The sequence below is a fragment of the Haemophilus haemolyticus genome, assembly GCF_001679045.1.
GTDB lineage: Bacteria > Pseudomonadota > Gammaproteobacteria > Enterobacterales > Pasteurellaceae > Haemophilus > Haemophilus haemolyticus.
The window spans coordinates 39,959-60,054 of the sequence record NZ_LYCK01000002.1 but is presented as its reverse complement, the minus strand read 5'-3'; the positions used below and the strand labels follow the sequence as shown (position 1 = coordinate 60,054).

Annotated in this window: 23 protein-coding genes; 15 read left to right on the top strand and 8 right to left on the bottom strand. The window is 38.1% G+C overall.

The features are described 5' to 3' along the window. Positions 1 to 253: 253 nt before the first annotated feature. From def to rseB, 10 genes are all read left to right on the top strand, one after another. On the top strand, positions 254 to 763 hold the full coding sequence (gene def, locus A8M50_RS02595) for a peptide deformylase (RefSeq protein WP_005643992.1): 510 nt from the start codon (positions 254 to 256) through the stop codon (positions 761 to 763). A 75-nt stretch (positions 764 to 838) separates the two neighbouring features. After that, positions 839 to 1,795 (top strand): methionyl-tRNA formyltransferase, encoded by a 957-nt coding sequence (fmt, locus tag A8M50_RS02590; protein WP_005644000.1) that lies wholly within the window; start codon positions 839 to 841, stop codon positions 1,793 to 1,795. Continuing rightward, positions 1,795 to 3,147, top strand: coding sequence for a 16S rRNA (cytosine(967)-C(5))-methyltransferase RsmB (gene rsmB / locus A8M50_RS02585; RefSeq protein ID WP_005643945.1), 1,353 nt, complete (start codon positions 1,795 to 1,797; stop codon positions 3,145 to 3,147). Before fmt ends, rsmB begins: the two co-directional genes overlap by 1 nt. Positions 3,148 to 3,155: 8 nt before the next feature. Then, positions 3,156 to 3,959 (top strand): glycosyltransferase family 2 protein, encoded by an 804-nt coding sequence (locus A8M50_RS02580; protein ID WP_005643962.1) that lies wholly within the window; start codon positions 3,156 to 3,158, stop codon positions 3,957 to 3,959. Between the two features lie 3 nt (positions 3,960 to 3,962). Beyond that, positions 3,963 to 5,339 carry a Trk system potassium transporter TrkA gene (gene trkA / locus A8M50_RS02575; protein ID WP_005643981.1) on the top strand — a complete coding sequence of 459 codons (1,377 nt, stop codon included), beginning with the start codon at positions 3,963 to 3,965 and terminating at the stop codon, positions 5,337 to 5,339. 73 nt (positions 5,340 to 5,412) lie between these two features. Beyond that, the gene (mscL, locus tag A8M50_RS02570; protein ID WP_005627591.1) at positions 5,413 to 5,799 is read left to right on the top strand and encodes a large-conductance mechanosensitive channel protein MscL; all 387 of its coding nucleotides are present in this window, start codon (positions 5,413 to 5,415) and stop codon (positions 5,797 to 5,799) included. 94 nt (positions 5,800 to 5,893) lie between these two features. After that, positions 5,894 to 6,151, top strand: a complete 258-nt coding sequence (locus A8M50_RS02565; RefSeq protein ID WP_005643996.1) for an FAD assembly factor SdhE — start codon at positions 5,894 to 5,896, stop codon at positions 6,149 to 6,151. Between the two features lie 108 nt (positions 6,152 to 6,259). Beyond that, positions 6,260 to 6,838, top strand: a complete 579-nt coding sequence (rpoE, locus tag A8M50_RS02560) for an RNA polymerase sigma factor RpoE (RefSeq protein ID WP_005627595.1) — start codon at positions 6,260 to 6,262, stop codon at positions 6,836 to 6,838. Positions 6,839 to 6,855: 17 nt separating this feature from the next. Beyond that, positions 6,856 to 7,443, top strand: a complete 588-nt coding sequence (locus A8M50_RS02555; RefSeq protein WP_005643960.1) for a sigma-E factor negative regulatory protein — start codon at positions 6,856 to 6,858, stop codon at positions 7,441 to 7,443. 85 nt (positions 7,444 to 7,528) lie between these two features. Then, a complete protein-coding gene (gene rseB / locus A8M50_RS02550) occupies positions 7,529 to 8,476 on the top strand; it encodes a sigma-E factor regulatory protein RseB (protein ID WP_005643975.1) in 948 nt (315 codons plus the stop codon). A 40-nt stretch (positions 8,477 to 8,516) separates the two neighbouring features. Here rseB and A8M50_RS02545 read toward each other — a convergent pair whose 3' ends face one another. The 6 genes from A8M50_RS02545 to A8M50_RS02520 all read right to left on the bottom strand — a co-directional run bounded on the left by A8M50_RS02545 (position 8,517) and on the right by A8M50_RS02520 (position 14,295). Then, positions 8,517 to 9,851 (bottom strand): NAD(P)/FAD-dependent oxidoreductase, encoded by a 1,335-nt coding sequence (locus A8M50_RS02545; protein WP_005644010.1) that lies wholly within the window; start codon positions 9,849 to 9,851, stop codon positions 8,517 to 8,519. Positions 9,852 to 9,953: 102 nt separating this feature from the next. Continuing rightward, positions 9,954 to 10,577, bottom strand: coding sequence for a glucose-6-phosphate 1-dehydrogenase family protein (locus A8M50_RS02540; RefSeq protein ID WP_005643987.1), 624 nt, complete (start codon positions 10,575 to 10,577; stop codon positions 9,954 to 9,956). 9 nt (positions 10,578 to 10,586) lie between these two features. Next, entirely contained in the window at positions 10,587 to 11,414 is an 828-nt protein-coding gene (gene apaH, locus A8M50_RS02535; protein WP_005643989.1) for a bis(5'-nucleosyl)-tetraphosphatase (symmetrical) ApaH, read from the bottom strand. A gap of 14 nt (positions 11,415 to 11,428) precedes the next feature. Beyond that, positions 11,429 to 12,292, bottom strand: coding sequence for a 16S rRNA (adenine(1518)-N(6)/adenine(1519)-N(6))-dimethyltransferase RsmA (rsmA, locus tag A8M50_RS02530; protein WP_005644006.1), 864 nt, complete (start codon positions 12,290 to 12,292; stop codon positions 11,429 to 11,431). Between the two features lie 83 nt (positions 12,293 to 12,375). Further along, on the bottom strand, positions 12,376 to 13,428 hold the full coding sequence (locus A8M50_RS02525) for a glycosyltransferase family 4 protein (protein WP_005643939.1): 1,053 nt from the start codon (positions 13,426 to 13,428) through the stop codon (positions 12,376 to 12,378). A 30-nt stretch (positions 13,429 to 13,458) separates the two neighbouring features. After that, a complete protein-coding gene (locus tag A8M50_RS02520; protein WP_032826452.1) occupies positions 13,459 to 14,295 on the bottom strand; it encodes a glycosyltransferase family 25 protein in 837 nt (278 codons plus the stop codon). A 135-nt stretch (positions 14,296 to 14,430) separates the two neighbouring features. On the opposite strand from A8M50_RS02520, the gene infA reads away from it, so the two are divergent. The 5 genes from infA to rplI all read left to right on the top strand — a co-directional run bounded on the left by infA (position 14,431) and on the right by rplI (position 16,245). Further along, a complete protein-coding gene (infA, locus tag A8M50_RS02515) occupies positions 14,431 to 14,649 on the top strand; it encodes a translation initiation factor IF-1 (RefSeq protein ID WP_005627617.1) in 219 nt (72 codons plus the stop codon). Between the two features lie 199 nt (positions 14,650 to 14,848). Beyond that, positions 14,849 to 15,226, top strand: a complete 378-nt coding sequence (gene rpsF / locus A8M50_RS02510) for a 30S ribosomal protein S6 (RefSeq protein WP_005627620.1) — start codon at positions 14,849 to 14,851, stop codon at positions 15,224 to 15,226. Continuing rightward, positions 15,213 to 15,539, top strand: coding sequence for a primosomal replication protein N (gene priB, locus A8M50_RS02505; protein ID WP_005639404.1), 327 nt, complete (start codon positions 15,213 to 15,215; stop codon positions 15,537 to 15,539). The genes rpsF and priB overlap by 14 nt, the downstream gene beginning before the upstream one ends. Positions 15,540 to 15,551: 12 nt before the next feature. Beyond that, complete coding sequence (rpsR, locus tag A8M50_RS02500; protein ID WP_005598105.1) at positions 15,552 to 15,779, top strand: 30S ribosomal protein S18; 228 nt, start codon at positions 15,552 to 15,554, stop codon at positions 15,777 to 15,779. Positions 15,780 to 15,795: 16 nt separating this feature from the next. Continuing rightward, positions 15,796 to 16,245 (top strand): 50S ribosomal protein L9, encoded by a 450-nt coding sequence (gene rplI / locus A8M50_RS02495; protein WP_005627626.1) that lies wholly within the window; start codon positions 15,796 to 15,798, stop codon positions 16,243 to 16,245. 101 nt (positions 16,246 to 16,346) lie between these two features. Here rplI and rpoD read toward each other — a convergent pair whose 3' ends face one another. Then, positions 16,347 to 18,230: an RNA polymerase sigma factor RpoD gene (gene rpoD, locus A8M50_RS02490; protein WP_005643928.1), complete on the bottom strand. Its 1,884-nt coding sequence runs from the start codon at positions 18,228 to 18,230 to the stop codon at positions 16,347 to 16,349. A gap of 71 nt (positions 18,231 to 18,301) precedes the next feature. Beyond that, the gene (gene dnaG, locus A8M50_RS02485; RefSeq protein ID WP_005643943.1) at positions 18,302 to 20,083 is read right to left on the bottom strand and encodes a DNA primase; all 1,782 of its coding nucleotides are present in this window, start codon (positions 20,081 to 20,083) and stop codon (positions 18,302 to 18,304) included. Positions 20,084 to 20,096: the final 13 nt, after the last annotated feature.

The window sequence follows — 20,096 nt, the reverse complement described above, 5'->3', positions numbered from 1 at the left end:
GTAGGGCACCGCCAGGTTACTAAATACATAAATAGAATAAAGCAGAGTAGAATAAAAGATAAGAACCCCAGGCTGAAGAGCTTGGGGTTTTTGTTTTTTTATAATCTATTTATTATTTAAAGAAATAAGAGTCTAGTTTTAATTTTCAATAAGTAAGTGATTTTTCAACTCATATGAAGTCACATTCCTATAAATGTTTTATTAGCTGTGTTACAATCCCGCTAAAATTCTACCCTTAAAAACAAGAGAAATTATGACCGCACTTAATGTATTAATTTATCCTGATGATCACTTAAAGGTTGTCTGTGAGCCTGTTACTGAAGTTAATGATGCAATTCGTAAAATTGTTGATGATATGTTTGACACGATGTACCAAGAGGAAGGTATTGGTTTAGCTGCACCTCAAGTAGATATTTTGCAACGTATTATTACTATTGATGTTGAAGGTGATAAACAAAATCAGCTTGTCCTCATCAATCCAGAAATTTTGGTTTCTGAAGGCGAAACGGGAATTGAAGAGGGATGCTTATCCATTCCAGGGTTCCGTGCGTTGGTTCCTCGTAAAGAAAAGGTTACAGTAAAAGCGTTAGATCGTGACGGTAAAGAATTTATTTTAGATGCGGATGGTTTGCTTGCGATCTGTATTCAACACGAAATTGATCATTTAAATGGTATTTTATTTGTTGATTATCTTTCTCCACTAAAACGCCAACGTATTAAAGAAAAATTGGTGAAATATAAAAAACAAATTGCGAAACAATAAGCTTCTGATTCTTAATTAAAGTGCGGTTGATTTTAACCGCACTTTTTCCTATCAATCACCATAACGTAGAACATTATGAAATCACTTAATATTATTTTTGCTGGTACGCCAGATTTTGCTGCACAGCATTTACAAGCCATTCTAAATTCTCAACATAATGTGATCGCTGTTTATACTCAACCTGATAAACCAGCTGGTCGCGGTAAAAAACTGCAAGCAAGCCCTGTTAAGCAACTTGCTGAGCAAAATAACATTCCCGTTTATCAACCTAAATCCTTACGTAAAGAAGAGGCTCAGTCCGAATTAAAAGCGTTAAATGCAGATGTAATGGTTGTTGTCGCTTATGGATTAATTTTACCGAAAGCTGTATTAGACGCTCCTCGTTTAGGTTGTTTGAATGTGCATGGTTCTATTCTTCCACGTTGGCGAGGAGCGGCACCCATTCAGCGCTCAATTTGGGCTGGTGATGCACAAACTGGTGTAACCATTATGCAAATGGATGAAGGTTTAGATACAGGTGATATGTTACACAAAGTCTATTGTGATATTTTACCGACTGAAACTTCAACAAGTCTTTATAACAAACTGGCGGAGCTTGCTCCATCGGCATTAATCGATGTTTTAGATAATCTTGAAAACGGTAAATTTATAGCGGAAAAACAAGATGACAGCCAAAGTAATTATGCAGAAAAACTTTCTAAAGAAGAGGCACAATTAGATTGGTCACTTCCTGCAATGCAACTTGAGCGTAATATCCGTGCTTTTAATCCTTGGCCGATTGCTTATTTTTCAACAGAAGACAAGGATGGCAATGCACAAACTTTAAAAGTGTACCAAGCGGAAGTATTGCCTCATCAAGATAAACCTGCGGGAACTATTTTAAGTGCGGATAAAAATGGTATTCAAATTGCGACTGTCGATGGCGTTTTAAACTTATTGCAATTACAACCTGCAGGTAAAAAGCCTATGTCTGCACAAGATTTATTAAATGGCCGTGCAGAATGGTTTACTATTGGTAAGGTGCTTGCATAATGAAAAAATTCTCTTCTAAAACTATCAAAGCAAAAAACTCAGTAAAAATGACCGCACTTTCGACCAGAGCTATTGCTGCAAACTTAATTTTACAAGTATTGGATGAAGGTAAATCCTTGTCGGCATTAATCCCTGAAGTGCAACCTTCTGTAAAAGCCCAAGATTTTCCCTTGTTACAAGAAATTTGTTTTGGCGTGTGTCGTGTATTGCCTCGCTTAGAGCAAATTATCAAACGTCTTGTAGATAAGCCGCTTAAAGGTAAAACTCGCATTGTTCATTGCCTGTTACTTGTAGGGTTATACCAATTGCTTTATATGCGAGTGCCTGCTCATGCAGCAGTTGATGAAGTGGTGAACGCAACAAAATCATTAAAATCTGATAGTTTTAGAGGATTAGTGAATGCGGTTTTGCGTAGATTTTTACGTGAGCAAGATGAAATTTTGGCCATTATCGATAAAAATTGGCAAACGCTTCACCCTGAATGGTTCGTGAATAAATTAAAAAAAGCCTATCCGAATTGGCGTGAGATCATTGAGGCGAACAATCAGAAACCACCAATGTGGCTACGAGTGAATTCACAAAAAAACGCCCTCGAAACTTACCGCACTTTCCTTGAAGAACACGGTGTTTCTGCAAAAACAAGCCATCATCCTAATGCGCTATGTTTAGATATACCCATTGCTGTGCAAAAATTACCGCACTTTGAAGAAGGGGCGGTTACGGTGCAAGATTTGAGTGCACAGTGGGCGGCAACTTTGCTTGAGCCAAAAAATGAAGAGTGGATCCTTGATGCTTGCGCTGCACCGGGCGGTAAGACAACTCATATTTTGGAACTGGCACCTCAGGCTAATGTGATTGCATTAGATGTAGAATCTCATCGCTTAAAACGAGTAGAAGAAAATCTTGAACGTTTAAATCAGCAAGCGATAGTGGTGTGTGGTGATGCGAGTCAACCTGACGAATGGTTAGCTGAGATCGGTAAAAGTGCGGTGAAATTTGACCGAATTTTACTCGATGCCCCTTGTTCTGCAACAGGGGTGATTCGACGCCACCCCGATATAAAATGGTTACGCAAAGAAACCGATATCGCTCAGCTTGTTGAACTACAGAAGAAAATTTTGAGTGCGCTTTGGGAAAAACTGAAGCCAAACGGTGTTTTGCTTTATGCGACTTGTTCTGTATTGCCAGAAGAAAATTGCGAACAAATCCAAGCATTTTTAAATGCTCACGCGGATGCTGAGTTATTGCTATTACCCTTTAGTGATGATAAAAGTGCGGTGGGTTTTCAATTCATTCCGCAACCAAATGGTGGCGATGGGTTCTATTATGCGAAGTTACGTAAATGTGCTTAGAGACTAAAATGTTTGCCAATATTGATGTCATTATTCCTTGCTATAATGCAGAACAAACGCTATCACGAGCATTGCAATCCGTATTGCCTCAAACTTATTTGGGGAAAATTTGGTTGATTGATGATGGCTCTAAAGATAGCACGTTAGCTTTGGCGAAAGAATGGGCTACGCAGTATCCAGAAAAGATAGTTGTTGAGTCTATGCCGAAAAATATTGGCGTGGCTAAAGCGCGCAATTGGGGAGCGTTGCAATCAAGTAATGAATTTATTGCTTTTTTAGATGCTGATGATGCTTATGAGCAGGGCGCATTAGAAGTTGCAGCGGCGACTTTTCATTTTCAACCAGATACCTCAGTGGTACGTTTAGCATTAAAACCGATTGATTTGCCTGCGCGTTACGCTGAGCATCCTAATTTTGAGTTTGCATGGCAACACATGCGAATGACCTGTGGTGGGAGCGTGGTTTTTCGTCGAGCTTTTTTCTTGGCATGTGGCGGTTTTCCACAAGATGAATTATTTCGTCAATTAGGCGGTGAAGATGGTGCACTTGGTATTGCGACAACTAAGATAGCTAAAGTTGCAACGCTATTTAATGATGTTGGCGTACTTCATTACTGCAGAGATGGAATGCATGCAGAACGGCTATTAGATGCGATTTTATTCCAAAAAGCGCCACAGGAGATTACTGAAGAACAAATGGCTCAGGCTAATGGCGTGACAGATGAAATTTGTCGCCAAATTAACGCATTAAAGTGCGGTCTAAATTCATCAGAAATAGGCATTCGTCCTCTTGTATTAGAACGAACGGAGTAAGCGATGAAAATTATTATTTTGGGCGCAGGTCAGGTAGGAACAACGCTTGCCGAAAATTTGGTTAGTGAAGATAATGATATCACACTCGTTGATAACGAGTCCCCACAGTTACAAGCCTTACAAGAAAAGCATGATTTGCGTGTGGTGCAAGGCTCGCCATCATCACCCAAAGTGCTTCGTGATGCAGGTGCTGCCGATGCAGATTTAATGGTTGCCGTAACAGCTTCTGATGAAATCAATATGGTAGCCTGCCAAATGGGCTATACATTATTTAATACACCAACGCGTATTGCCCGTATTCGTAATTCAGAATATTTACGTGAAAAAGATAAGTTATTCAATGATGAGAATGTACCTATTGATCATTTGATTTCGCCTGAAAATCTTGTGACAGATGAAATTACACGCTTAATTGCTTATCCAGGGGCATTACAAGTTGCCCATTTTGCGAATAATCGTATTAGCATGGTTGTGGTAAGAGCTTATTATGGTGGTCCTTTGGTTGGATATGCGCTTTCCGCATTTCGTGAACATATGCCACATATTGATTGTCGTATTATGTCTATTTTGCGTAACGGCAAACCGATTCGCCCACAGGGTTCTACTATTGTTGAAGCCGGTGATGAAATTACTTTCATTTGTGCAACTGAGCACATAAAAGCGGTAATGAGTGAACTCCAACGCTTAGAAAAACCTTATAAACGTGTAATGATTGTTGGGGGCGGAAATGTTGCCGCTGGCGTAGCGAAATGTTTGGAAAATATTTGTACCGTAAAATTAATTGAGCGTGATGAAGAAAGGGCTAATTTGTTAGCTGAAAAACTTTCAAAAACCTTGGTTTTTTATGGAGATGCGTCTGATCAAAATTTATTGTTTGAAGAGCATATTGAAAATGTCGATGTGTTCCTTTCATTGAGTAGTGATGATGAAGCGAATATTATGTCCGCTTTATTGGCAAAACGTTTGGGTGCCAAGAAGGCAATGGTGCTGATTCAACGAATAGCTTATATAAACCTGATTCAAGGTGGAAGTATTGATATTGTTGTTTCACCACAGCAAGCGACAATTTCTGCTTTGCTTGGGCATGTTCGTAAAGGGGATGTGAAAAATGTGGCTACATTACGACATGGTATTGCTGAGGCTATTGAAATTGTCGCGCATGGTGATGAAAGCACATCCGATGTGGTCGGGCGCAAAATAGGTGAGTTGCGTTTGCCTATGGGAACCATTATTGGTGCTTTATTGCGTGGAAATGATGTAATTGTTGCACGACGCCAAGTTGTGATTGAAGAAGGCGATCATGTGGTGATTTATTTGAGTGATAAGAAGAATGTGCCTGAAATTGAAAAATTGTTCCAGCCAAGTGCATTCTTTATTTAACGATTTATTTACTTTTAAGAGCGACTCATTATAATAGGCGCTCTTTTATTCAATCTCTAAAGGAAAAATTATTATGAGTTTTATTAAAGAATTTCGCGAATTTGCAATGCGCGGTAATGTTGTAGATATGGCTGTCGGTGTGATTATCGGTGGTGCGTTTGGTAAGATCGTAAGTTCACTTGTTAGTGATATTTTTATGCCTGTTCTTGGTATTTTAACGGGTGGCATTGATTTCAAAGATATGAAATTTGTATTAGCTCAAGCACAAGGCGATGTTCCAGCTGTTACTTTAAACTACGGTGTGTTTATTCAGAATGTGATTGATTTCATTATTATTGCTTTTGCAATCTTTATGATGATTAAGGCACTTAATAAAGTGAGAAAACCAGAAGAGAAAAAATCAGGTCCTACATCGGAAGATTTGCTCACAGAAATTCGTGATTTATTAAAGAATAAATAATGAAATTGAAAAATAAAGGTTGGTAAATATGCCAACCTTTTTTTATTGTCATTTTTTAGGCTATAATCGCTCCCTAAAATTTAAGGAATTAAAAATGGAAAAATATAATAAACTCCGTATTGAATGGGATTGCCGCCGAGGAATGTTGGAGTTGGATAAAATCATTATGCCTTTTTATTTGAAGCATTTTGATGAATTAACAGATGACAAAAAAGATATATTTATTCGCTTATTAGCAAGTACAGATCTGCAGCTGTTTTCTTGGTTTTTTAATCGTGGTCAATCATCAGATTCAGAAATTCAATCTATGGTGGAATATATCCAAAACGTACAAAAAATCACAACTAATTAAAATTATTAAGATACGTATGAACTTTTTTCACACACTTGTGTCTGAGATTGCAACAAGAGCTTGCTGTCTTGAATATTAAGGCGTGTTAGATATTGGCATAGGAGAAATATGGCTGAACAGCTAACAGATCAGGCTTTGGTAGAAAGAGTGCAGCAAGGGGATAAGAAAGCCTTCAATTTGTTGGTTTCTCGTTATCAGAATAAAGTGGCGGGGCTTTTGACTCGCTATGTATCACGTAACGATATTCCTGATGTGGTGCAAGAATCCTTTATAAAGGCTTATCGCTCAATTGAATCTTTTCGTGGCGAAAGTGCTTTCTATACATGGCTTTATCGAATTGCCGTCAATACGGCAAAAAATTATTTAACGGCTCAAGGGCGTCGTCCACCTAATGAAGATATTTTAGCTGAGGATGCTGAAAATTATGATGTGGGTACGCACTTGCGGGATGTAGATACACCCGAAAATGAAATGTTATCTAGTGAACTTGAACGAATCGTGTTTAGTACGATTCACAGTTTGCCAGAAGATTTAAAAACAGCAATCACCTTGCGAGAGCTAGAAGGCTTAAGCTATGAAGAGATTGCAGAAATTATGGATTGCCCTGTTGGTACTGTTCGTTCCCGTATTTTCCGCGCAAGGGAAATTATTGAGAATAAAATTCAGCCACTGATGCAACGCGAATAAAAAAGTCGGAGTTTACTATGCAAAAAGAGCAACTTTCAGCCTATATGGATGGCGAACAAGTCGAGGCTGGCTTGACAGATGCTTTATTGAAAGACGAAGAATTACAAGAATCTTGGCAGGCATTCCATGCTGTACGTGCAGTGATGCGTAAAGAAAGTGCTTTGTTTCTAGGGGCTGATTTTACCGCTAAAATGGCAGCTTTAATTGAATCTGAAGACGTGAAGAAAGTCGATGTCATTGCCGTGTCTCAACCTGAACCAGAAGATGCGCATAATTCTGTATTTATGCAAAAGTTAAAAGCGTTCTTTGCGCCAATGACACAAGTTGCTGTTGCTGCTGGTGTATGTTTAGTGGCGGTACTTGGTGTTCAATCTTTCAATAATAAAAACGAAGCGTCTAATTTACCTGAGACTCCAGTATTGCAAACCTTGCCATTTAATAATGCGGTTCAAGAGGTGAGCTACAATGCGCCGAGTAAAGATACATTGACATCAGAGCAGCTTGAACAAAAAAGTCGCCGTATTGGTGCGATGTTACAGAACTATGAATTACAACGTCGTATGCATGCCGATGCATTAAATGTAAGTAGTAATAGTCAGAAATAATACGATTAGTTCAGTTAGTTTATGTTAATTCACCACCTAATATGTTATTTAGCGTGGTGAATTTTTATCCTTTAAATTTATTTTTATGAAAAGAATCGCGTTAAAATTCACCGCACTTTCTCTTTCTTTACTATTAAGTAGCATTGCTTCTGCTGAAGAGCTTTCTGCGAAGCAGTCTTTAGATAAAATGACACAAGCATTGGATAATCTCAATTATGAAATTGCCTTTGTTCAAACAACGCCATCAAATATGGATTCCTTTCGCTATCGTCATATTAAGAAAGATAATAAAACTTATGCGCAATTAGTGACGCTTGATGGTCGTCAACAAGAAATTATTCAACGTGATAATTTAGTCAGTTATTTTCAGCCAAATACTCAAGCATTTACGCTTAATAGTGGCAATATAGTCGATGCAATGCCGGCTGTTGTTCGCGCTGATTTTGATAAACTTTCTTCAGTTTATGATTTTATAAAAATAGGCAAAGATCGAGTGGCTGGGCGTTTTGCTGACACGATCCGTATAGTCCCTAAAGATGATTTTCGATATCAGTATTTAGTGTTTGTCGATGAAGAAAATGGTTTATTGTTACGCGGCGATATGCTTGATAGCGAAGGTAAATTACTTGATCAGTTTAGAGTTGTAACGCTTTATATCGATGATAGACTAAGAGGGTTGACGGAGTATATTAACAAAGTCTCGATGCCCCCTTTGTTGAAAGAAAGTAAAAATGAACAAAGCTCAGATATAACTTGGTCTGCAGGTTGGTTGCCACAAGGTTTTTCTTTAATTCGATATACTCAAGAAACATTAGAAAATGAAGTGATAGATAGTGCGCTATATAGCGATGGTTTGTTTACTTTTACACTATTTGTTTCTAACGCAGGCTCTAATGTTTTGCCAGAAAATGCTTGGAAGCAAGGGGCATACACGATTTATAGTGAAGTGAATGGCGGAAAAGAAATTACGTTTATCGGGCAATTGCCCATAGCTGCAGCTAAGCGAATTGTACAAGAAATTAAATTTCGATAAGAAGTGCGGTGATTTTTCACCGCACTTTTGTCTTTAACGATTAGTGTAATTTTAATCTTGGTTTTAAATAACGATTAAGTTTATCAACCAGAATAATCAATCCAATTTTAATGCAACCATGTAAAGCATGTTGATGCATTCTATATAAGGATACATAGGCAAATTGTGCAAATTTACCTTGAACGGTAAGTGGATTTTTTCCAAATTTATTCGAAATACTGCCTAATGCAGTGAAGCTCGAAAGAGAAACCAAGGTGCCTTTATCATTATATTTAAATGCTTTTAATGGTTTTTGCTCAAAAAGTGCAAAGATATTTTTTGCACAAGCTTTTGCCATTTGATGTGCAGCTTGAGCTCTTGGTGGCACTAATTTACCGTTTGGCTGAGTTAATGCTGCACAGTCGCCAATGGCAAAAATACTGTCATCAACGGTTGTTTGAAGCGTGTCTTTTACCACTAATTGATTGATTCGATTGAGTTCTAATCCATCAAATTGTTGTGTCACTGTTGAAGTGCGAACGCCTGCTGCCCAAACAATAAGATCTGCTTTAATTTCTTCTCCATCTTTGGTGATAAGGGTATTGGGTTGAGCTTCGGTGATCATTGTATTTAATTTCACGTTCGTGCCCATTTCTTGCAACTCATCTAATACCGCAGCTGATAAATCTTCGGGTAATGCTGGCAGTAAGCGTGGTCCCGCTTCAACGAGTGTGACTTGTAAACATGAGTTATCAATTTTGCCATAGCCGTAAGAAGATAAATCTTCCGTAGCATGATAAAGCTCAGCTGTTAATTCCACGCCGGTTGCGCCACCGCCAACAATCGCAATATTGACTTTGCTTTCATTCACTAATTTTTGTTTAAATTCTTCTTCACCAATATCATCTAAAGCACGGTTTTCAGAGAATTTAAGGAATAATTCCAACATTTTTTGCTGAAAGCGAAGCGCTTGATCTGAGCTGTCTAAGAAAATACAGTTATCAGCTACACCTTTTGTGTTGAAATCATTTGATTTGCTACCAATTGCAATCACTAAATAATCGTAAGGAATTCGGCGAGCAACGACGAGCATATCGCCTTCTTGCCCATAAACAGGAGCAAGTTCAACATATTTTTGTTCACGATTAATACGAGTGATTGAACCCTGTTCAAAACTGAAATGGTGATTTTTACCATGTGCGCGATAGCTAAGAGAATCTACGCCATCATCCATTACGCCCGTTGCAATTTCATGTAATAAGGGTTTCCATAGATGCGTGGCATTGCGATCCACTAGTGTCACTTTAGCTTGTTTTTTTCGACCTAATTTATCACCTAAGAATGTCGCTAATTCAATGCCGCCAGCGCCCCCGCCAACGATCACGACGTTTTTCATAAAGCTCTCCTAAAAGTTTAAATTGTTAAAAATGTTAAATTAATGTAATGATAACATAACAACTAAACAGGGCGAAAAACTTTCATGAAAATAACCGCACTTTTATTGATGGCAATATTCGTAGATTGGTTGTAATGCTTGAATAGTTTGAGTGATAAAATATACGGGATTTATTTGACAGAGCTCCGATTTTTCAATGCTTTTGCCTATGCACCAAAAATCTTCTTCTGAGCGTAAAATGAGATCGTTTTTAGTCATTTGTTTTACTTGGCGAAAATCATCATATTCACTTTCACCCTCTCGCCAAATATCAAAATCAGCAAATTGTTTGAAGTCAAATTGATCAAGCCATTGATTGTATTGCTGAACATTAATTTGCGAGCGATCAGCACGATAGCAATGCCAATCTAAGCACACTCTTAATCTACGACGATTTAATAGTACAGAAAAGATTGCTGCAGAATTTTGGTTAAACTCGTATTTAAAATAAGCGAAGAAATGTGCGCGCACTTGCCAACCATTGGTCCAACTTTCAATATGTGGTTTCGCAAAAGGTGTGCCAAGCTGCTTTGCGACTTCTTGGATAATCGCTTTCCAGTTATCCCAATGTAATTTGTAATCAGCTTTAATTGCCGGAATATCTTCCGGACAGAATTTTTTCATTTGGGCGAATTGATAGAAAGGAATATTGAACAGTTCGCAAGATTCAGCAGTGAGCGAGAGCATAGCGTTTCCTTAAAAATCACTGTAATTTTTGACCGCACTTTGCGTGAAGAGCTGTTTGTCTTCCCAACGCAACAGGGTCATTCGATTATTCCACACACATCCTGTATCCAAGGCATAAATACCTGGTGGAGTAGGCTCATCCACTAAACTTGCCCAATGTCCAAATACAATGGGAATTTGTTTATAAAGAGGATTATCTAAATTAAACCAAGGCGTGAGTTCAGCTGGTGCATCTTTTAAAGGGGATTTACAGGCAAAATCAAAACGATGATCTAAATAGCAAAAACGCATTCGAGTGAAAGCATTAATAATGTAACGATGACGCGCTAAGCCCTGTAAATCAGGCGACCAGCGATCAGGCTGTTCAGAATACATATTTTCAATGAGATAATGAAAATCGCCGTGCTGTAAAATCTGTTCCACTTCAGCCGCACAAGATTTCGCAGTTTCCAAATCCCAATCAGGCGAAATGCCTGCATGCGCCATCAGGAAGTTTAATTCTTCATTATGCACAAGTAAGGGCTGATGGCGTAACCAATGAATCAGCTCATCAAAATCGGGCGCATTAAAAATGGCATCAACGCGATCACGCGGTTTTACTTTTTTAATACCCAGTGCAGTTGCAATTAGATGCAGATCGTGATTACCAAGGACAGTCTGCGCCGCACTTCTAAGTGATTTTACAAAACGAAGACATTCAAGTGATTTATCTCCACGTGCCACAAGATCCCCCACAAGATAAAGTTTATCTTGCACAGGATTGAAGTTTACTCGTTCTAATAAAAGCTGTAATTCATCATAACAGCCTTGTAAATCACCGACGAAATAGGTTGCCATTTTAACCGCTCTTTTTACTCTTCTGAATCTAAGATTTCATCTTTATTGATATCAGCTGGTGGATTATCCGCCAACCAGTTCGCTAGGCGTGCATAATCTGCGATAGCTAAATTTTCTGCTCGTGCATTTAAATCAATACCAAGTGCGGTCAGATTTTCAGGTGAAAATAGTGTTGAGAGAGCATTACGCAATGTTTTACGACGTTGATTAAACGCTTGGGAGCAAACACGGTTCAGCCAATATAAATCTTTTACAGGGTGCGGCAATTCTTTATGTGGAATTAAACGCACAACCGCTGAATCCACTTTCGGTGCAGGTTTGAATGCGGAAGGTGGCACTTCAAGCACAGGCATCACTTGGCAGAAATATTGCGCCATAATGGTTAATCGGCCATAAGCTTTGCTATTTGGTCCTGCGCATAAGCGTTTAACCACTTCTTTTTGCAGCATGAAGTGCATGTCTTGAATCACATCATGATACTTAAATAAGTGGAACATCAATGGGGTAGAAATGTTGTAAGGCAAGTTACCAAATACACGTAATTTCTGACCTTTTTCTACCAAATTTTCTTTTGCATAAAGCTCACCAAAATTAAATTGCATCGCATCCGTTTCAATAACGGTTAGCTTTTGATGTAAAAATGGATGATGACGTAAACGTTCTGCTAAGTCTCGGTCAAGCTCCACTACAGTCAGATGATCGACAAGTTCACCAACTGGCTCTGTTAATGCGCCAAGCCCCGGACCAATTTCCACTAAGAATTGGTTGGGTTGTGGGTAAATTGCCGCTACGATACCTTGAATCACAGAGGTGTCATGCAAAAAGTTTTGGCCAAAACGTTTACGTGCGGTATGGCCTAAGTGTTTTTTTGAATTCATAAGTACTATTTAATAAGAAAAGTGCGGTTATTATAGAGCCTGTATTTCTTTTGTAAATTTTAGTGTAACTGTCATGGGTAATATCATTTAGCGATGAGTTCCAGTATTGCTTTAATATGATGACTCAAACTTGGATTATAACGAATACAGTCTATTGGATTGAGAATACGATGTTGATGTTCAGATGCTTGTTTTACTGATTTTTGAATTGCATCATCCAATGTATTCATGTTTTCTCTAGAAAATGTATAGCCAAATTCGTTTTGTAATACTTCTAGGCATCCCATGTTTTCAGAAAAAATAACTGGCGTACCAGATAATATAGATTCTAGACCAACCAGCCCAAATGGCTCATATTGAGATGCCATAATGGTGAAATCTGCAGCTTGATATAATTCAGGCATATTTTTGCAAAAACCAAGCGAAGAGATTTTAGGATTTTCTTCTACAGGCGTTCCTGCTACCACTAAGCGAATAGGTAACTGAGTTTTTTCAAAATATTTTTTCAAAATATCGAAACCTTTTCGCGTATGCCCAGTAGAAGGGAATAGGTAAATGACTTCATCTTTTTTAAAACCTAACTTTTCTCTGAGCTTCACTCTTTCTTCTTCATTGATTTGTGTGAATTTATCAGTATTAATAGGGGGATAAATCACATCAATTTTGTTTTCTGGGATATGATATAACTCAACGAGTTCTTTTTTCATCAATGCAGAATGAGCGATGACATATTTGGATTGATTTAAGGATTTTTGTTCACCCATGATTTTAAATCGATCTGATATGCTTGGTTTTTTCTTTGATGCTTGTAGATATCCTTTATGATTTCCACCACAAATAACCACATCAGATAGGGTATAAGAGGTGGTAAGTGAGACTTCTGATTTTTCTTTATATTTATTTGAAAAATAGGAAAGAAACGAGGTTCTCCATTTTTTAGGAACAAAAGAAAGATTAATCTTAATTGGATTAATTAAATTATATTCAGGTAATGCGGTATCAAACTTGGCAGAGTAAATTTTAGGTGTAATATTTGTCTTAGATAATCCATTAACAATATCAAGAAGATATCTTTCCATTCCTCCGCCATATTGAAATTTTTGGCAAGTTAATGAAATTGTTATTAATTTAGTCATATTTTTACCTTATCAAAGTATAATGTTGGATTATCTAAATGGTACTATGTATTTAGAAATAAATAGCTTTCTGTATATTTTTCTCAATATTTTTTTAGGTTTTCCTGCTAAAGATATTAATACTGTTTTTAGTGTTCTTTTTTTCTTTACACTAAGATATTTTTGTCTTCCCGTTTCTAACTGACTATGTAATTTTATATCCTTTGGATATAGCTGTCCTTCTTGAACACATACACCTGGTGATACCTGGTATGTAGATTGGTTAAATATATTAAACATTAACAAATCTATCGCGAGTAGATGGTTGGATGTAAGCGAACAGATATGAGCATTTAGTTGTTTAACTGCTTCTCTAGATATAACATACCCTGCGGCACCACAATTTTCTGATACTAGTTTTAATATTTTTCTACCTGAATAAGGTTTAATTTTTTTATCTTTACATTTAGAAAAGTTTAGAAATGTTTCAAATCTTAAAATAAATTTATCAGTTTGTTTAAAACGTTCTTCTAACCATTCATCTTCAGCTAAAAATTTGTCTGCATTCTCACCTAATAATACATCATCTTCAAAAATGTAAATATAGGGTAGATCTTCGGATAAGCATTTTTGCCATAGCATGTAATGGCTCATAAAACATGCTTTTTCTCCCTCAGTTAACTTTGCATGGAGTAGATTAGGGATAAATTTCTCTATTAACGAGGTTAATTCTTTTGAAGGTTTTAAAGCATCAAAAAATTCAAAGGGAATGTTTTGTTGAGAGAATTCTTTTTGAATATGCTCTCGTCGTTGATATGCTGAAGTGAGACTAATAACGTAATTTATATGCATTTGAGGATCATACTTATTGAGAAAAGGCTTTTGCATTATAGAGGTTATTTTTTTCTGTTCAATTTTATTTTAATCTTTCGTCTAACATTAAAAACGGCTATAATCCGCCCGTTTTTCTTAACTTTTCCGCCTAAAGTGCGGATAAAAAATCGATTATTTTTAGAGGATACAATGGCGAAAGAAGATTGCATTGAGATGCAAGGCACAATTTTAGAGACTTTACCGAATACTATGTTCCGCGTGGAGTTGGAAAACGGTCACGTGGTTACTGCGCATATTTCTGGAAAAATGCGTAAAAACTATATCCGTATTTTGACTGGGGATAAAGTGACTGTAGAAATGACCCCTTATGATTTAAGTAAAGGTCGTATTATTTTCCGCAGTCGTTAATTACAGAAGATTTGAGATAGGTCGATATTGTTACAATATCGACCTTCTTTTTTTGTTCAAAAAGAATTCAAACTGGTTGCGGAACGTAAAAAAATCGGTATAATCCGCAACCCTTAGCCACATTGAATTTTTCGTTCCTTGCCTTTGCAGATTGGTGGCTGATCTACGTCAAAGGCTGATTAACCCGTAAGGAGCAGTAATGCGTCACTACGAAATCGTGTTTATGGTTCATCCGGACCAAAGCGAGCAAGTACCAGGTATGATCGAACGTTACACCGGTTCTGTAAAAGAAGCTGGTGGTCAAGTTCATCGCCTAGAAGATTGGGGTCGTCGCCAATTAGCGTACCCAATTAATAAATTACACAAAGCACACTATGTGCTTATGAATGTAGAAGCGCCTCAACAAGTCATCGACGAGCTAGAAACGACTTTCCGTTATAACGATGCTGTATTACGCAGTCTTGTTATCCATACTAAGCACGCCGTAACAGAAGCGTCCCCAATGAAAGCGGCTAAAGAAGAACGTAAACCTTTAGCTGAAGTTGAAAACAACGATTTTGAGGATGCTGAAGAGTAATTTGAAAATTGATAATCGTTTTTCGGTTATGGGAGTCGTTTCTCAGTTACCAAAGCGATTAAAGAGCCCTAGTGGAATTGAGCATTGCAAGTTTTTGTTAGAACATCGTTCTGATCAGATTGAAAGTGGTTTCACACGTCAAGCTTGGTTAAAGATGCCAGTTCAAATTAGTGGTAATCAATTGATAGAAAAAACTCAAAGCATTACGGTCGGTAGTAAAATTTTGGTGGTGGGGTTTATTACATCACATAAAACCCAAAGTGGGTTATGCCAATTAGTTTTACATGCCGAGCAAATCGAATTTATAGATTAGGAGACTAGCCAAATGGCACGTTATTTCCGTCGTCGTAAGTTCTGCCGTTTCACAGCGGAAAATGTTGTTGAAATCGATTACAAAGATATCGCTACATTAAAGAACTATATTTCAGAAAGCGGCAAAATTGTACCTAGCCGTATTACCGGTACTCGTGCGAAGTACCAACGTCAATTAGCTCGTGCAATCAAACGCGCTCGCTATTTAGCGTTACTTCCATACACTGACAATCATCAGTAATTAAGGAGATACGGTAATGCAAGTAATTCTTTTAGATAAAATTGTTCACTTAGGTCAAGTGGGCGATCAAGTAAATGTTAAATCAGGTTTCGCACGTAACTTCTTAATCCCACAAGGTAAAGCAGTTATGGCAACTAAAGCTAACATTGAACACTTTGAAGCACGTCGTGCAGAATTAGAAGCCGCAGCGGCAGCAAATCTTGCAGCAGCTCAAGCTCGTGCAGCAGAAGTTACTGCATTAGGTTCTGTGACTATCGCATCTAAAGCAGGTGATGAAGGTCGTTTATTCGGCGCAATCACTACTCGTGATGTGGCGGAAGCAGTAACTGCAGCAGGCGTTAAAATTGCGAAAAGTGAAGTTCGTTTACCAAACGGTCCAATCCGTACTCTTGGTGACCACGATGTTCGTTTCCAACTTCACGGTGAAGTATTTGCAACATTAGATGTAATCGTTGTTGCAGAATAATTTGTCAGATAGGCAAAATAAAACCCGGTCTTAGATCGGGTTTTTTATTATTAGTTTAACGTAATAAAAAAGGAGCGATAGCTCCTTTTTATTTGTAACTTTTAGTCGTCAAGGAAACTTCTTAATGTTTCTGAGCGGCTAGGATGACGTAATTTACGTAAAGCTTTTGCTTCAATTTGACGAATACGTTCGCGTGTAACATCGAATTGTTTACCCACTTCCTCAAGCGTATGGTCGGTATTCATATCGATACCAAAACGCATACGTAATACTTTTGCTTCTCGTGGTGTTAGGCCTTCAAGAACTTCGTGAGTCGCAACTCTTAAGCTTTGTGCTGTTGCAGAATCTAAAGGAAGTTCTAAGGTTGAATCTTCAATAAAATCACCTAAATGTGAGTCATCGTCATCACCGATAGGCGTTTCCATAGAAATTGGCTCTTTTGCAATTTTCAATACTTTACGGATTTTATCTTCCGGCATACCCATGCGTTCAGCTAATTCTTCCGGCGTTGCTTCACGTCCCATTTCTTGTAATAACTGGCGAGAAATGCGGTTAAGTTTATTGATCGTTTCAATCATATGTACCGGAATACGGATTGTTCGCGCTTGATCCGCAATAGAGCGTGTAATGGCTTGGCGAATCCACCAGGTCGCATATGTAGAGAATTTATAACCACGGCGATATTCAAATTTATCTACCGCTTTCATTAAACCAATATTCCCTTCTTGAATTAAGTCTAGGAATTGTAAACCGCGATTCGTGTATTTTTTTGCGATGGAAATTACTAAACGCAAGTTAGCTTCTACCATTTCTTTTTTGGCACGACGAGCTTTTTGTTCACCTCGAGCGACCGCATCACAAATATCACGCATTTGAGTAATGGTAAGTTTCGTATTTTCTTCAATGTTAGCTAAGTTGTTTAATGCCTCAAGAATACGTTCTTCATATTTTGGTAAGCGTTTTGCCCATGGTTTGCTTGATTTTAAGGCTTTTTGTACCCATTCAGTATTGCTGCCATTAGTCGTAATGAGTTTTTCAAAATCATCTTTTGGCATTCCTGAAATATCAACTAATATTTTTTGTAATTGGCGTTCTTCATAGCGCACACGTTTCATCATTTCTTTCATTGATAAAACGAGTAAATCGAATTGTTTTGGTACTAAGCGGAATTGTTTAAAAATTTCACCAAGCAGTGCAATTTGATCCTGGGCACGTTTTCCTGAGCGGCCATGTTTTTCAATAACAGCAAGCGTTTTGGTATGCTGGTCTTTTAACTGTTGGAATTTTTCTCGCGCGACCTCTGGATCGATGCTATTATCAGATTCGCTTGAATCTGATGTAGATTCTGATTCGCTTTCGTCTTCATCTTCATTGTCTTCAACATCCGCACTTTCTGATTCTTCTCCGTCTTCAGAAAAGTTTTCATCAATGACATTATGTTCTTCTATTTCGGCATTTGGATCGACAAAACCTGTAATTAAGTCAGCTAAACGGAAGTTTCCTTTTTCCACATCATCATAATTTTTTAGCAATCCATTTAAAGCTTCAGGATAGGCTGCAATGGATGTTTGAACTTCATCAATTCCTTCTTCAATACGTTTTGCAATGCTGATTTCATCTTCACGAGTAAGAAGATCGACTGTTCCCATTTCACGCATATACATACGGACAGGATCGGTTGTTCGACCGATTTCAGATTCTACATTTGAAAGAATTTGGGTTGCCTCTTCCACCGCATCTTCATCCGGAATAGTGTCATTCAACATCATCTCATCGCTTTCTGGGGCTTCGTCCAAGACAGGAATCCCTGCATCATTTTGCAGCGTTTGTAGCAACTTATCGTAATATTCAGGGTCGATGACATCTTCTGGTAATAAATCATTAATTTCTGCATAGGTTAAATAACCTTGGGTGCGACCTAATTCCATCAGTTGTTCAATTTGTTCTGAATATTGTTCAGCCGTAGATTGTTGATTTTTTTCCATTTTTATATCCGTTTTGCTTGATGTGATAGTAGCAATATAATTCTTGTTACGAACTTAGAATTTTACCATTGTTATTGAGGATTAACTAACTGTTTTTTCTGCTGTTCTTTACCAGCTAAAAGGTGAACGAGCACTGTTTTTTCCTCGTCAGTAAGCCCTTCTGCTCGTTCTTTAGCAATAAGCATTTCAATGTCCCGCTCAATGGCTTGAATATTTAAGCGACGATAGTTTTGTGAAAATGCATTGATCATTTCTGCTTCGTCTAATAAATGATCCCAAGTTGCCAGTATTTCAAGGGGATTGCTGTAAGGCGTATCGCGGAAGTGCTCTAAAATCTGCCCTGTCGTAATACCTTCTCGTTGGCGACAAAGTGCGGTCAATTTTTCCAGAATTTCAAAACCAGCTTCCGCACGTAATGCTTGCACACCGCTTTCAGACATGCGTTTTACTAATTCAGGATTTTGCAGAAGCAAGGAAATGACCATTCGCATTGGCGTCTTCTTGAGCTTATTATTAGCAACTTTTTGTTGTGTATTGGCGTGTTCTAATTGTTTTGGAATAAGATTTTCCAGCTGAGTTTGATCAAAAATTCCTAGCTTTTGAGCCAACATATTGCGCAGCGATAAGCGAAGCATTTCTCCTGGAATTTGGCGAATTAACGGCGCAGCCAGAGCAACTAATTTTCCGCTCCCTTCTTTGCTAGAAAAATCAACTTGTGGGCTTAAGTGAGCAAACATAAACTCGCTTAAAGATTGCGCACTTTCGATATATTCTTCAAATTTTTCTTTGCCATATTGGCGAATGTAAGTATCGGGATCTTCTCCCTCTGGCAAGAAAATAAATTTGAGTTGTCTGCCATCTTCTAAATAAGGCAGGGCATTTTCTAATGCTCGCCACGCTGCATCACGCCCTGCACGGTCACCATCGTAACAACAAACAACTTGCTCGGTCGAACGAAAAATAAGTTGAATTTGTTCTGATGTCGTGGACGTACCTAAAGAAGCCACCGCATAATCGACGCCAAATTGTGCTAATGCGACCACATCCATATAACCTTCAACAACAAGTAATTGTTTTGGTTCATCGTTGGCTTGTAAGGCCTCGTACAAACCATAAAGTTCGTTACCTTTATGATAAGTAATGGTTTCTGGTGAATTCAGATATTTCGGTTTTTCATCCGTTAATACCCGCCCACCGAAAGCGACGGTACGACCACGTTTATCGCGAATTGGAAACATGATGCGATTTCGGAATTTATCGTAAATATTGCCACGATCATTTCGAGAAAGCATGCCTAACTCAATGAGTTTTTGTTGTTCTTCACGATTAACACCAAATTTACGCAGTACCGTATCCATCGCATTCGGTACAAACCCAATTTGAAAACGCTCAATAATTTCAGGTGAAAGCCCGCGTTGTTGTAAATATCCTTGCGCCTGCGCATTTAATGGTAATTGGCTTTGATAGAACTTGGCAATCTCTAGCATTAATTCATAGAGATTTCGTTTGGTTTGATAATTAGCTTGAGGTTTCCCGCTGTTATTAGCGCGTTTTTCGTAAGGTACTTCAAGCCCTGCCATTGCTGCAAGTTCTTCAATAGCCTCTACAAATTCAAGCTTGTCATAATCCATTAAAAAGGAAATCGCATTACCATGTGCGCCACAACCAAAGCAATGATAAAACTGTTTCTTTTGGCTAACTGTGAAGGATGGTGTTTTTTCGTGATGGAAAGGGCAACAGGCTTGATAATCGCGGCCAGCTTTTTTTAGTTTTACGCGCGTGTTAATCACATCGACAATATCGGACTTTGTCAGCAAATCATCAATAAAGGGGCGTGGAATAGAACCTTTCATTGTCGAGCCTCCG

Coding starts and splice junctions, on each gene's coding strand:
- def (WP_005643992.1), top strand. CDS start 254: ATGACCGCACTTAATGTATTAATTTATCCTGATGATCACTTAAAGGTT.
- fmt (WP_005644000.1), top strand. CDS start 839: ATGAAATCACTTAATATTATTTTTGCTGGTACGCCAGATTTTGCTGCA.
- rsmB (WP_005643945.1), top strand. CDS start 1,795: ATGAAAAAATTCTCTTCTAAAACTATCAAAGCAAAAAACTCAGTAAAA.
- A8M50_RS02580 (WP_005643962.1), top strand. CDS start 3,156: ATGTTTGCCAATATTGATGTCATTATTCCTTGCTATAATGCAGAACAA.
- trkA (WP_005643981.1), top strand. CDS start 3,963: ATGAAAATTATTATTTTGGGCGCAGGTCAGGTAGGAACAACGCTTGCC.
- mscL (WP_005627591.1), top strand. CDS start 5,413: ATGAGTTTTATTAAAGAATTTCGCGAATTTGCAATGCGCGGTAATGTT.
- A8M50_RS02565 (WP_005643996.1), top strand. CDS start 5,894: ATGGAAAAATATAATAAACTCCGTATTGAATGGGATTGCCGCCGAGGA.
- rpoE (WP_005627595.1), top strand. CDS start 6,260: ATGGCTGAACAGCTAACAGATCAGGCTTTGGTAGAAAGAGTGCAGCAA.
- A8M50_RS02555 (WP_005643960.1), top strand. CDS start 6,856: ATGCAAAAAGAGCAACTTTCAGCCTATATGGATGGCGAACAAGTCGAG.
- rseB (WP_005643975.1), top strand. CDS start 7,529: ATGAAAAGAATCGCGTTAAAATTCACCGCACTTTCTCTTTCTTTACTA.
- A8M50_RS02545 (WP_005644010.1), bottom strand. CDS start 9,851: ATGAAAAACGTCGTGATCGTTGGCGGGGGCGCTGGCGGCATTGAATTA.
- A8M50_RS02540 (WP_005643987.1), bottom strand. CDS start 10,577: ATGCTCTCGCTCACTGCTGAATCTTGCGAACTGTTCAATATTCCTTTC.
- apaH (WP_005643989.1), bottom strand. CDS start 11,414: ATGGCAACCTATTTCGTCGGTGATTTACAAGGCTGTTATGATGAATTA.
- rsmA (WP_005644006.1), bottom strand. CDS start 12,292: ATGAATTCAAAAAAACACTTAGGCCATACCGCACGTAAACGTTTTGGC.
- A8M50_RS02525 (WP_005643939.1), bottom strand. CDS start 13,428: ATGACTAAATTAATAACAATTTCATTAACTTGCCAAAAATTTCAATAT.
- A8M50_RS02520 (WP_032826452.1), bottom strand. CDS start 14,295: ATGCAAAAGCCTTTTCTCAATAAGTATGATCCTCAAATGCATATAAAT.
- infA (WP_005627617.1), top strand. CDS start 14,431: ATGGCGAAAGAAGATTGCATTGAGATGCAAGGCACAATTTTAGAGACT.
- rpsF (WP_005627620.1), top strand. CDS start 14,849: ATGCGTCACTACGAAATCGTGTTTATGGTTCATCCGGACCAAAGCGAG.
- priB (WP_005639404.1), top strand. CDS start 15,213: ATGCTGAAGAGTAATTTGAAAATTGATAATCGTTTTTCGGTTATGGGA.
- rpsR (WP_005598105.1), top strand. CDS start 15,552: ATGGCACGTTATTTCCGTCGTCGTAAGTTCTGCCGTTTCACAGCGGAA.
- rplI (WP_005627626.1), top strand. CDS start 15,796: ATGCAAGTAATTCTTTTAGATAAAATTGTTCACTTAGGTCAAGTGGGC.
- rpoD (WP_005643928.1), bottom strand. CDS start 18,230: ATGGAAAAAAATCAACAATCTACGGCTGAACAATATTCAGAACAAATT.
- dnaG (WP_005643943.1), bottom strand. CDS start 20,083: ATGAAAGGTTCTATTCCACGCCCCTTTATTGATGATTTGCTGACAAAG.